Origin of the sequence: Clostridium acidisoli DSM 12555 (assembly GCF_900176305.1) — a bacterium.
Taxonomy (GTDB): domain Bacteria; phylum Bacillota; class Clostridia; order Clostridiales; family Clostridiaceae; genus Clostridium_I; species Clostridium_I acidisoli.
In genome coordinates this window covers 108,147-120,856 of record NZ_FWXH01000003.1, presented here as the reverse complement: position 1 = coordinate 120,856, position 12,710 = coordinate 108,147, and the positions used below count along the sequence as shown (strand labels likewise).

The 12,710-nt window shown below is 28.3% G+C and carries 11 protein-coding genes; all 11 read right to left on the bottom strand.

Annotated features, from left to right (window positions below):
• Nucleotides 1-40 precede the first annotated feature (40 nt).
• The 11 genes from B8978_RS05675 to rfbA all read right to left on the bottom strand — a co-directional run bounded on the left by B8978_RS05675 (nt 41) and on the right by rfbA (nt 12,546).
• Nucleotides 41-379 carry an EamA family transporter gene (locus B8978_RS05675; protein WP_084114610.1) on the bottom strand — a complete coding sequence of 113 codons (339 nt, stop codon included), beginning with the start codon at nt 377-379 and terminating at the stop codon, nt 41-43.
• On the bottom strand, nt 372-719 hold the full coding sequence (locus B8978_RS05670) for an EamA family transporter (RefSeq protein ID WP_084114608.1): 348 nt from the start codon (nt 717-719) through the stop codon (nt 372-374). Before B8978_RS05670 ends, B8978_RS05675 begins: the two co-directional genes overlap by 8 nt.
• An 8-nt stretch (nt 720-727) precedes the next feature.
• Nucleotides 728-1,657, bottom strand: coding sequence for a glycosyltransferase family 2 protein (locus B8978_RS05665; RefSeq protein WP_084114606.1), 930 nt, complete (start codon nt 1,655-1,657; stop codon nt 728-730).
• A 65-nt stretch (nt 1,658-1,722) separates the two neighbouring features.
• Nucleotides 1,723-3,042, bottom strand: coding sequence for a glycosyltransferase family 4 protein (locus tag B8978_RS05660; protein WP_084114605.1), 1,320 nt, complete (start codon nt 3,040-3,042; stop codon nt 1,723-1,725).
• Nucleotides 3,039-6,110 (bottom strand): glycosyltransferase, encoded by a 3,072-nt coding sequence (locus B8978_RS05655; RefSeq protein ID WP_084114604.1) that lies wholly within the window; start codon nt 6,108-6,110, stop codon nt 3,039-3,041. Before B8978_RS05655 ends, B8978_RS05660 begins: the two co-directional genes overlap by 4 nt.
• 248 nt (nt 6,111-6,358) lie before the next feature.
• Entirely contained in the window at nt 6,359-7,642 is a 1,284-nt protein-coding gene (locus B8978_RS05650) for an ABC transporter ATP-binding protein (protein ID WP_084114603.1), read from the bottom strand.
• Nucleotides 7,643-7,666: 24 nt separating this feature from the next.
• A complete protein-coding gene (locus tag B8978_RS05645; RefSeq protein ID WP_084114602.1) occupies nt 7,667-8,476 on the bottom strand; it encodes an ABC transporter permease in 810 nt (269 codons plus the stop codon).
• A gap of 72 nt (nt 8,477-8,548) precedes the next feature.
• The gene (locus B8978_RS05640; RefSeq protein ID WP_084114601.1) at nt 8,549-9,943 is read right to left on the bottom strand and encodes a sugar transferase; all 1,395 of its coding nucleotides are present in this window, start codon (nt 9,941-9,943) and stop codon (nt 8,549-8,551) included.
• 88 nt (nt 9,944-10,031) lie between these two features.
• Entirely contained in the window at nt 10,032-10,589 is a 558-nt protein-coding gene (gene rfbC / locus B8978_RS05635; RefSeq protein ID WP_084114600.1) for a dTDP-4-dehydrorhamnose 3,5-epimerase, read from the bottom strand.
• A 12-nt stretch (nt 10,590-10,601) separates the two neighbouring features.
• The gene (gene rfbB, locus B8978_RS05630; protein WP_084114599.1) at nt 10,602-11,657 is read right to left on the bottom strand and encodes a dTDP-glucose 4,6-dehydratase; all 1,056 of its coding nucleotides are present in this window, start codon (nt 11,655-11,657) and stop codon (nt 10,602-10,604) included.
• Nucleotides 11,658-11,676: 19 nt separating this feature from the next.
• A complete protein-coding gene (rfbA, locus tag B8978_RS05625) occupies nt 11,677-12,546 on the bottom strand; it encodes a glucose-1-phosphate thymidylyltransferase RfbA (RefSeq protein ID WP_084114598.1) in 870 nt (289 codons plus the stop codon).
• Between the last annotated feature and the right edge of the window lie 164 nt (nt 12,547-12,710).

The following is a 12,710-nucleotide window of genomic DNA, read 5'->3' as shown; positions in this document are numbered from 1 at the left end:
GTTTCTTTCAAGTATTAGTTACCTGAAAAAAACTTTTACATTAAGATAATCCTATAAATACTACTCCTATGATTATGAAAAACATTCCAAATAACTTGTATTTAGTTATTTTTTCTTTTAACATTACTTTTGAAGATATCATTGACCAAATATAAGTTATAGCCGTCATAGGTAACACAACTGATAGAGGCATATATTTAAGCACTACAATATTTAATAATGCGCTTAAAATATACAATACCCCCCCCATATACAAAAATTTACTTTTTATAATTGCTAATACTCCATCTCCTGCTGTAGATTTTTTAAAAAAGAATCCACCAAAAGACCCTAAAAGCGTCATAATAATTATTATTAAAATTAATATTAGTTTATTCATCTCCAACACCTACACAAGTTATGCCTATCATTATAAATAAAAGCCCTATTATTTTATAAAGATTAATAGATTCACCTAATGTAAAATATGCTAATAGTATTGTAAAAATATAATTTATACTCATCATTGGATGCAATACAGAAAAGCTTCCAAACTTAAATGCTATTATCATACCAACGGCACCTATTCCATAAAACAGGAATCCAATTATTACAAGTTCAATATTGTTTGCATGAGATAATTTCCAAAAGTACTGCCCTAATACTGTAAACAAGGCTGCAATAATTATTAATACAATTCCTTTTTTATTTTTTTCAAATGAAATCATCAAGCTTTCCATTTACAAAATCAATCCTTCTTATTCATTTTATACTGATTTAAAAACAATTCATAGTTTTGTCTATTTTGTTTAACTAATGTATCCAAAATAAGCCCGTTGGTTATTAACAATATAGAAATTAATATAAATCCTAAAGCAAGTATGGCCGAAGGTATCTTATCTATAAAATGTGTGCTAAAAAATTCAACTATAACTGGTATTCCTATTAATAAACCAATGATAAATGATACTATTGAGATTGTCAAAAAGAATGGCAATGGTTTATAGTCCTTAAATAGAGATACTATAGTTTTCAACACCTTTATTCCATCTTTATATGTGTTAAGCTTTGAATTGCTTCCCTCAGGTCTATCTCTATAATCAATAGGTATTTCTCTTAACAAAAATTTTTTATCCAACGCATGTATACTCATTTCCGTTTCAATTTCAAATCCACCACTTAAGACAGGCATTGTCTTAACAAAGTACCTATTAAAAGCTCTATATCCTGTCATAATATCATTAATATCATTTTTAAACAGCTGACCTATAAGACCTTTAACTAGGTTATTCCCAAAATTGTGAAAAGCCCTTTTATTTTCTGACCTATATGTTCCATTTGACAATCTATCACCAATAGTCATATCTGCTGTTCCATTCATCACAGGTTTTAGAAGTTCCTTTGCAAACTCTGCTGGATATGTATCATCACCATCAACCATTATATAATAGTCTGCATCAATATCTCTAAACATACTTCTTACAACGTTACCTTTTCCTTGTCTTGTTTCTCTCACAACTATTGCCCCGTTTTCAGCAGCAATTTTTGAAGTATCATCTTTTGAGTTATTGTCATATACATAAATATCTGCTTCAGGTAAAACCATTTTAAAATCGTCTATTACTTTCTTAACTGTCAGCGCTTCATTGTAGCACGGAACTAAAACTGCTATCTTCATTTAATAGTAATCCTCCTAAAATTTATCTATTTTTTTAGCATCGTATATTCTTTTGGCAAGTCACTTTATTTTTTAAAGATACTAATTACTCTCTTTAAAATTCTTTTAATCTTTGATATTATTCTTATATAATAATACTTTTTTACGCCCTCATTTTTATAAAACACTTTAACTTTTTCTATTTTATCCGATGAAGTATATGGATTTTCACAAAAATCAACTAAAGGCTTAACAACATTTTCCCATCTATATTCTTCTTTTATATTATGAATATTATTCTTAGCTTTTTCATAATCTTCTTTATTTTCAATTAGCTGTATTATTTTTCTTGCCAAATCCTCTGGATTTGATGCAATATGGCAATATCCCAATTCGTTACCTTCTACTAAATCAGCCATGTAATCACCCTTAGTAAGTATCATTGGAAGTTCACACCACAAATAGTCTAATATTCTTGTTCTAAAAGAGTATCTTGTCTCAAGATTATTTAAATATGTACTAATACCTATATCAGCTTCCAACAGGTAGTTTTGTCTTTCATTATAATCAACCCAGTCATTAAAAAAAACATTTTCATCATATAGACCATAATCTTTACTTAGTCTAATGCATTCATCAGCTACATTGGTATCTACATTTAAACTTGGATGTCCAATTCCCATAAAAAACAACTTTATGTCTTTTCTCTTTTCACATACTTGTTTCATTGCTTCAATTAATGTAAGAGGATCAAACCAGTTCCAAATCCCACCACCCCATATTAAAACCTTATCATCTTCTTTAATATTGGTCCATACACCTTTTAATACTTTTTTTGTTTTATTAGGCTCTTCATTGTTAAATCCGAAAGAGACAACATCAATTAACTTTTTCATTTCAACATTTTCATTATATGTAACCGGATTTACTCGATTGACAGCTGATAACATTCCCATCCAATAATCCTTCTGCTTTTCACTTGCGCAAATAAAAAAGTCGCCCAATGAAAGTTGTTCCAATATTAAGTCGATGTCTGTTTCATGATAAATTACTCTGTCCTTCATATTCATAAATTTACGTAGTTCTAAGTTTTCAAGCGTAATTGGATCATAAATATCTACAACAACTGGAGTTTTTATTTTCTTTAAAAAAGGATATAACCTAAAAGCTATGCCTTGTACTACAATAGAGTTAACATTATATACCTCTTGTTCAAGATCTTTTTTATCACCCACAATAACCTTAAATTTTTCGTTAGAGAAATTAAAATCCGTCTGCTTATTAGGAATAAATAATGTAACATCTAAAGTTTTTGACAACTCTCTTGCAAAATTGTAATATCTTATTCCAGGTCCAGACATCTTTTTATTTACATTGTCTGGACTGATTAATAATACTTTCTTCATTCTTTGACTACCTCATTAGATTTATTTTTAAAAGCCCTTTTTATCAATGCTACAAAATTCAGTTTCTTTAGTCTATCAAATCTACTATCAATAACTCTTTGCCATTTGTCAAATTTTCTGAGTTCTTCACTTATTTTAGTAATTGACTTAGTTAATTCTTCTGTTGACTGCTTTTGCATATTATCTTTATTTTCTTGTGTTACTTCAATGTATTTTAGCAGTCTATTCCTATCTAACTCTGTTATGCCATTCATATTATTCAATATAGAACCAATGCATTTTTCATCATACAGCATAATGCCGTCTTTATCATCTAAAGTTTTATTTGTCAACATACATGAAGTTTTAAACGCTAAGTTTCCATCAACTTTTCCTTCATCATAATATAAATTTCCGTATCTATTGTATGCTTTTTTATAAAATAATGCAACTGAATTGCTAATCTGTACATCCTCAAAGGTACTTATTTCAAAATAGAACTCTCTTCCCTCTGAATTTATAATAGGGCTGAATTCTATTAGATGCCATTTACAGTCTTCTAAACTTGCAATACTTACCTTTTGTTCAAAAATCACTACACCCGTTAGCTTATCATGAAGCTGAAACAATAATGTCCCATAATTTATCCTATTATAAGTACCAAATTTAACCTCAACTCTATTCAAATTAGGATATCTACATTTAAATTCTTGCTTAACTGACTTATCAAAGCATATTGGTTCTATTACACCATCGGATTCAAGCTGACATATATCTAAAATAGAGGAATACATTCTTCTGCTTTCTATTGTTTTCTTAATAGGTTCCAAACAAAATGCCTTTAAGTCCTTGGTTACATTTTTCCATTTTAACTGCTCTCGATATAATTTAATGTTATTTTTGCACTCTTCATAGTATTGTTTATCATCACATATCCTTATTAATGCTTGTTCCATTCCATCAACATCTTCATATTTTACTATTAATCCAAGTTTTTTATCAATAACTTCATTGGCAAAATAGTCTCCTTCTGTTGCTATTATTGGCAGTTCAGCCCAAAAATAATCAAGTATTCTAGTTCTAAAAGAAAATCTAGTTTCTAAATTGTCAAAGTGAGAACTAACACCTGCATAAGCTTCCATCAAAAAGTTTTGTCTGTCATTATAGTCAACCCAATCCATATTGAAAAATACATTTTTATCTCTAATTCCTAATTCTTCTGCTAAATTTACAGCTGCATTTAACATTTCCATTTCTGGTACATCTGGATTAGGATGTTTTACTCCCATGAAAAATAACTTTATATCATCTCTATATCTTGATATTTTCCCTATAGCTCTTATTAAAGTTAGAGGATCGAACCAATTCCATACTCCTCCACCCCAAATAAATACTTTATCATTTTCTTTAAAATTACTTATTTTATCTTTCAATACTTCTCTATTATGAACAGGATCCTCATTTGAAATTCCAAATGGCAAAAGTCCTATAAGTTTTTTTAGGGTATTTGACAAGTCATATTCTCTTGGGTTTATCTTATTTGCTGAAACAAGCATTCCACTCCAAAAATCTTTTTGTTTTTCGGAAGCACATACAAAATAATCACCTATCTTTATTTGATCTTTAAGTAAATTAAGTGAACTATTGTGAATAACTTCTCTAGTCTTAATATCTTTTTTCTTATTTATTTCTAAATCTTCTATTACAATTGGATCATATAAATCAACTATAACAATTCTGTCATCACAAAGTGACTTTAAAATAGGTAATAGTTCAAATATTATTCCTTGTACAATTACAATATCACTTGTTAAAAATTCATCTTTGATTTTATCATAATTGCTACCACTATAGTGGAAATATTCGATATTATAATCTTCAAGATTCAAGTTGCAATCATCATTTGGTACAGCTAATGAAACATTGCAAATTTTGCTCAATTCTTTTGATATTTCAAGATAACGTATACCTGGTCCAGCCATTTTCTCACCAATACTACCACTAGATATAACTAAAACTTTACTTTTTTTCTTACCAAATATATTGTCTAGTTCCGTACTACTAATTAATTGCTCTATTATATTGTTGTAAAGGTTATTTTTAAAGTTATATTTTAACATTTGATTATCATATGGCTTTTTAAAAAATTTATCCACTATAACCTTGTCATCAACTTTTCTTTGCTTTTGAACCCAATCTCTTTTTGCCTTCATTTTGTGTAAATTATCAATAAAATCTTTTACAGAATCAAGTTGAACAGTATCATCGTCATTTGTTCTATACATTTTAATACTTAATGCCGAAAATAACACTTTATATATTTTTTCATCATCATAATTTTTGTATATTGTATATAATGAATTTCGACTATTTAACTCATCCTTAATATTTTTATTCATTTTATTTGAAGTTACACTGTGTTTATGATAGCATACAGCTTTTGAGCAAAATCTAACTTTATGTCCTAGTATCCATAATCTCCAACCTAAATCTACATCCTCGTTATATGCAAAGTAATCCTCGTCAAATCCACCAACTTCCAAAAAAGTATTTTTGTCAATTAGCATAGCTCCACCACATGGAAATAATATATCTTGGTCTTTGTTATATTTTTTATTTCCTTCTTCTGCATTCAGACCATAATCAAACTGAAATCCATGTCCATAGAAGCTAATACTTCCACCAACATAATCTAATTTACTTCCATCCCAGTTAAGTATTTTACTTCCAACGCATACATAATTTTCGTCCTCAACTTTTGTAAGTGATTCAATCATATCCATAAGCCAATTTTTTTCAAGTTTCATATCATTATTTATAAGAGCTAAATATTCACCCGAAGCTATTTTAGCACCGTCATTATTAGGTTTTGCAAATCCTTCATTAGAATCATTTTTTATTACTCTAACATTTCTATACTCTTTATTTATAAATTGTATTGAACCATCTACTGAGCCATTATCTACAAGAATGCATTCAATTTTTTCTTGTGGGTAATTTAAGTTCATTATAGAGTCAAAGCAATCCTTTAAGCATACTATTCCATTATAATTTACAATTATAAAACTTACTTTAGGACAATCGTTCAAAACATTCACCACTTTCTATTTCTTAAAATACCAATGAATTTATTTAATATGCTCTTATTAATTTCTTTACCTAATTTTTTATTTCATATTTTTTGTTAAGAAATGATTCTACTTCGTTTTCAAAAAATAATTGTAAAGTCAATTGTTTTATTATATGTAGCTACAAGAATACCTATATGTTTAATTTAAAGGACTATTAATATATGCATTTCCTAAATCCATTTTATTATCCCACCTTTATACTTAAGCTACACCATCCATTCACACTTCAATCTTATTTTTCCTTCTTCTTTTATATCACCTTTTTCTATAACAAAGTAGTAATGTTTATTTCTATAATCATATATTTCAGTTCCATCACTGTTTTTTAATCCTACTGAAAAATAATATTTAGAATGTAAAAAAAGATTATCTTTAATTTCAAAAGTAATAATATTAGTGTTCTTAATATTCGTTAACAATATACCATCTTGCCCACAATCATGATACGAAAGCTTCAAACCTTCTTCGGTAACCAATTCAAAGTATAATATAGCATCTTGTACAAATTCATTTTTTATATATTCAAGATTTACCTTTATATTTTCACCTGTTCTAAATGTATTTCTTGCTAAACCACTCTTTTCTGAAAAATACACTTTAGTAATTTCAAGTTTTCGGTTTCCCTCTCTATTACCATTTGAAAATTCTTTTGCTTCATGCAAATCAAAATTTTCACCTTCACCTAATTTTACTACCTCATCTATTTCATTGTTTTCTATTTTTTTGTTAATTTCTTCTTTTGCTTCTCCTGCTGCAGACAACAGTTTCATATATAATCCTATCATTCTTTCAGGAGTATCTTCAATTACAAATCCGCCTTTTTTTATAAATATAACTCTATCACATATTTTATTTACTATACTCATATCATGAGATACAAATACAATTGTTTTTCCTTGTTCTTTAAACGATTGAATCCTATCAAGACATTTTTTCTGAAAGTTAGCATCTCCAACAGCCAAAACTTCGTCCACCAGTAAAATGTCTGGATCAACACTAACTGCTACAGAAAATGCCAGTCTCATATACATACCAGATGAATAATTTTTTACAGGAGTGTCCATAAAATTTGATAATTCTGCAAATTCAACAATTTCATCATATCTATTATCTATTTCAGACTTACTAAGCCCTAATATTGACCCATACATGTATACATTTTCTCTACCTGACAAGTCTGGTTGAAAGCCTACTCCAATTTCAAGTAGTGATGAAATTTTACCATTTACAATTATTTCTCCAGCATTTGGCTTTAAAATATTTGAAATCAATTTAAGGCTAGTGCTTTTTCCTGTACCATTTTCTCCAATTATACCAACCGTTTCACCTTTTTCAATCTTAAATGATGCATCTTTAAGTACATCTATAATTGTAACCTGCAACTTATCTCTTTTTAAAACTGTAGTTAAAAATTTTTCCTTTAACGAGTAATTTTTATTTTTATATATTTTAAAATGTTTTGTTACATTTTTAAATTCAATAACCGACATATTAATCCAACCCTTCCGATATTGTTATATTTCTTCTGCAAATACCACTTCTATTTTTCTAAATAAGAAAAGCCCACCTACTATTAATATTAAATCAAGAATAGCTATAACCAATAGTTTCTTAGGGTCAGCAAAAGAATTTGAATACAGATTATCTTTTACACAATCTGTGATTAATTTCATAGGATTAAAATTTAAAAGGAATTTATATTTTGCCAGTTTTCCAGTATTCATTGTATTTAAATTATACACTATTGGTGTAAGATAAAACCAAAGCATAAATATTACCTCAACAAAATGTTGGATATCTCTATATAAAACATTTAAACTGGATAATATTAATGAAAGTCCTATAGTTAATAATAAAAGTAATATTAATACTAAAGGTAATTCAATTAAAGGTATGCCTATTGGTGTATGTGTTATAATTACAGCAAAAAAAAGTATAATCAACGTGATTATAAAATTCACAAAATTCGAAAATATCAACGATAACGGCAGTATTTCCCTTGGAAAATAAGCCTTTTTTATCAAATTAGCATTGGAGATTATTGATCCTGTACTAGCTTGCACTGATGTTTGAAAAAATTGCCAAGGTAATAATCCACATAATAGATATACTGTAAAATTATGAATTGAGTTTTTCATAAAATACTTAAATACTAAAGTGTAAACTAGTAGTTGTAGTATCGGATTTAAGAAGGACCAAAAAAACCCTAATACAGAATTTCTATATTTTAATTTCAATTCTTTTGATGTTAAATTAAAAAGTAATTCTTTCGATGCAAGTATTTCCTTGATATATTTAGTTACTTCTTTTATAGTATTTATCATTAAATCACCCTCAAAATTTCTTATACTAATTAGTTTGAAACAAATTAATGTTAACTTATTGAATAAATTAATTCAACTATTTTTATATATCTTAATATTTAAATTTCTTTTTCTAATCAAAGTATCTAATTCATCTACTGATTTTACTCCCTCAGTACTTTCCTTCATAAAAATAATCTTCACAGTTTGCAGTATAAGTTTTATGTCTAAAAGTATAGAATAATTCTTAATGTATATTATATCGTATCTCACTTTATCCTCTGCAGTAGTATTGTATTTACCAAGAACCTGTGCAAGACCTGTAAGTCCTGCTTTTACTGTTGTTCTATATTTATAATCAGGTATTTCTTTTTCAAACTTATCAACATAAAATGGTCTTTCAGGTCTTGGCCCTACTATACTCATATCACCCTTCAATATATTGAGTAGTTGAGGAAGCTCATCTAACCTAGTTGCCCTAATGAGTCTACCTATATTTGTTATTCTAGGGTCTTTATCTGTTGCAAGCACAGGACCCGATAATTTTTCAGCATTCATCTTCATAGATCTAAATTTTATTAAATTAAAGGTTTTTCCTGCTTCTGTAACTCTCTCTTGTGTATAAAAAACATTTCCTCTATCTGATATTTTAATAGCAAAAGCAACTATTATCATAAACGGAGAACTGATAATAACTCCTATAAGTGCCAATATAACATCTAATATTCTTTTTATAGCTTTTTCCTCTGCTGTAAGACATAGTGGTTTCGCCTTAAGAAGTGGCAAATCATCAATGGTATTTAGCTTAGATCCAAAAAGTGCAAGATCACTCATTGTTGGAACAATTAGAACACTTTTTTGTTCAACTAAACACTTATCAAGTATATAATCTTTAAATTCACTGCTAATATCATCACATAATATTACAATTTCAACTTCATTTATTAGTTTAGTTACATTATCATAAGAAGCGTCACAAATATATTTGATTCTATAAAGATCACTTTGCTTCATAATAACCTTTTTAGCAACATGTTCTACATTTGTTCCTCCTATTATAATAACATCTTTTTGTCCATATAAAATCCTTTTAACTTTCCATATGATTGATTTCCATAAACTGAGTAATATTATTTGAATAACGGAACTATAAGCAACTACCCCTCTTGGATATCCAAAACCTCTGAAAAAGAATGTTGCTGCCATTGTAAATATTGAAAGTAAGATTATGGTCAAGAAAACAGAGTAGACAATTTCTCCTACTGATTGTTTAATTAAATCAGATAGTCCATATATATACATAAGTAGCAAATAAATAATTATTATAAATGGAACAGTTATTATAAATGGATTAAAATTATGTTTTGGTGGATATAACCTATGAAATTCTATTATATACGATAAATATATTGATGCTACTATAATTATCACATCTACTAATGTAAGCAGTAATTCATACATAGTATTTAGAGATTGGCTTTTTTTCATTGTACTACCTCTCTTGTAAAAAATAATGTTTACCAATAAAAATTAAAGGCATACCGTAAGTTTAGTTATGGTATAGCCTAAAATTCAACTAGAATTCTATTTTACTTTCTTTCAAACCTTTCCATTTCTTATCTTTCTCTGATAAAATTAATTCATCTATTCCATCTGTTGGCCATTTTATTCCTATTTCAGGATCATTATAAGCAATTCCACCTTCAACTTCAGGATGATATAAATCTGTGCACTTATATACAAATTCTGCTTCATCAGAAAGTACTAAAAATCCGTGTGCAAACCCTTCTGGTATATAAAATTGTTTTTTATTCTCATCGCTTAATTTTACACCTACCCATTTACCATAAGTAGTTGAATTTTTTCTAAGATCAACTGCAACATCAAAAACTTCACCTTTGATTACTCTTACAAGTTTTCCTTGTGAGTGCTCAGACTGAAAATGCAAACCTCTTAGAACACCTTTTTTAGATTTTGATTGATTATCTTGAACAAATTCCTTGTCAATTCCAGCTTCTTTGAATTCATCTAAATTATATGTTTCCATGAAATAGCCTCTATTATCGCCAAAAACCTGTGGTTCAATTATAAAGACACCTTCAATTTCAGTTTTATGAAAAGTAAATTTTCCCACCTAAATCACTCCTTAGTTTCTTCCATACATTTTTTCGTAATAATTTTGATATTGTCCTGAAGTAATGTTATTCATCCATTCCTTATTGTCTAAATACCACTGTATAGTTTTCTTAATGCCAACTTCAAAAGTTGTTTCAGGTTCCCATCCAAGTTCTTCTTTAATTTTTGTAGGATCAATTCCGTATCTTCTGTCATGACCTTTTCTATCTTCTACGTATTTTATTAGGTTTTCTGTAACCGCACTATCTATATTATTTCCAACATATTCAATTATAGTCTTGACTATGTAAATATTTGTTCTTTCATTATGTCCACCTACATTATAAACTTCACCTAGTCTGCCATCATTAATTACCATGTCAATAGCTTTGCAATGATCTTCAACATAAAGCCAATCTCTTATATTAAGTCCATCACCATAAACAGGTAAGTCTTTTTTAGCTAAACAATTATTTATTATAAGTGGAATTAATTTTTCAGGAAATTGATATGGTCCATAGTTATTAGAACATCTTGTTATATTAACTGGCATTTTAAATGTATCAAAATATGCCTTTACCATAAGGTCTGCCCCAGCTTTACTTGAAGAATATGGGCTATGTGAATCCAGTGGGGTTGTTTCCATAAAGTAACCAGTTTCTCCAAGTGAACCATAAACCTCATCTGTTGATACTTGAAGATACTTTTTACCAGCCTTAAATCCATCTTCTGTTTCCCAATATTTTTTTGCTGCATTAAGTAATGTGACTGTACCTAAAACATTTGTTTTTGCAAAAACTTCTGGTTCTCTAATACTTCTATCAACATGTGATTCAGCTGCAAAATTAACAAGATAATCAATTTCATTTTCTTCAAATATTTTCTCGATAGTTTCTTTGTCACATATATCACCTTGTACAAAAGAATAATTTGGATTCTTTTCTATCTCTTTAAGGTTTTCTAAATTTCCTGCATATGTTAATTTATCAATATTTATTATTTTTATATCATTGTATTTTTTTAGCATATAATGTACAAAATTTGAGCCTATGAAGCCAGCTCCACCTGTAACTAAATATGTTTTCATAATATTAATACCTCCAAAATTATTTCTTTTCAGTTAAACTCATTAAGTATTTGCCATATTCTGTCTTCATCAAAGGCTTAGCCAGAGTTTTAACTTGCTCTCCATCAATCCACTTGTTCCTATAAGCAATTTCTTCTATACAAGCTATATATAAACCTTGTCTTGTTTGAATTGCTTCTACAAAATTAGCAGCATCCAAAAGGTTTCTATGAGTTCCTGTATCAAACCAAGCCATACCTCTTCCAAAAAGTTCTACCTTTAAATTTCCACTATTCAAGTATTCATTATTTACCGCTGTTATTTCCACTTCGCCTCTTGCTGATGGTTTAACATTTTTTGCAATTTCTACAACGTCATTATCATAGAAATACAATCCAGGCACAGCATAATTAGATTTTGGATTTTCTGGTTTTTCTTCAATTGAAATTACATTATTATCTTCATCAAATTCAACTACTCCATAAGCTCTAGGATTACTTACATGATATCCAAAAATGGTAGCTCCTTTTTCTCTTAAAGCAGCATTTTTCAATCTTTCTGTAAATCCATAGCCATAGAAAATATTATCTCCTAGAACCAATGCTACTTTATCATTTCCTATAAACTTTTCTCCGATAATAAATGCATCAGCTAGTCCTCTTGGCTCATCTTGGACAGCATAACTTAAGTCTAATCCAAATTGACTTCCATCACCTAGTAGTTCTTTAAATACTTCTAAATCTCTTGGTGTTGATATTATTAAAATTTCTCTTATATCTGCTAACATCAAAACAGATAGTGGATAATATATCATAGGTTTATCATAAATAGGAAGTATTTGTTTCGATACTGCTTTTGTTAATGGATATAATCTAGTACCTGATCCTCCTGCTAAAATAATTCCTTTCATTATGTATTGCCTCCTTAAAATCATATGTAAAATATTAAAAACAAACAAATTAATTATACAATAAACCATTTTATTTGTCTATTTATTCATAGAATGTTTTTTTAGATAACATTTTTCGTCTTAACATAGAAAATATAGATAGAGGCCATACTTTAAATATATTC

Excerpts from the sequence above, each read along its gene's own strand:
- B8978_RS05675 (WP_084114610.1), bottom strand. The coding sequence starts at position 379 with ATGAATAAACTAATATTAATTTTAATAATAATTATTATGACGCTTTTA.
- B8978_RS05670 (WP_084114608.1), bottom strand. The coding sequence starts at position 719 with ATGGAAAGCTTGATGATTTCATTTGAAAAAAATAAAAAAGGAATTGTA.
- B8978_RS05665 (WP_084114606.1), bottom strand. The coding sequence starts at position 1,657 with ATGAAGATAGCAGTTTTAGTTCCGTGCTACAATGAAGCGCTGACAGTT.
- B8978_RS05660 (WP_084114605.1), bottom strand. The coding sequence starts at position 3,042 with ATGAAGAAAGTATTATTAATCAGTCCAGACAATGTAAATAAAAAGATG.
- B8978_RS05650 (WP_084114603.1), bottom strand. The coding sequence starts at position 7,642 with ATGTCGGTTATTGAATTTAAAAATGTAACAAAACATTTTAAAATATAT.
- B8978_RS05645 (WP_084114602.1), bottom strand. The coding sequence starts at position 8,476 with ATGATAAATACTATAAAAGAAGTAACTAAATATATCAAGGAAATACTT.
- B8978_RS05640 (WP_084114601.1), bottom strand. The coding sequence starts at position 9,943 with ATGAAAAAAAGCCAATCTCTAAATACTATGTATGAATTACTGCTTACA.
- rfbB (WP_084114599.1), bottom strand. The coding sequence starts at position 11,657 with ATGAAAACATATTTAGTTACAGGTGGAGCTGGCTTCATAGGCTCAAAT.
- rfbA (WP_084114598.1), bottom strand. The coding sequence starts at position 12,546 with ATGAAAGGAATTATTTTAGCAGGAGGATCAGGTACTAGATTATATCCA.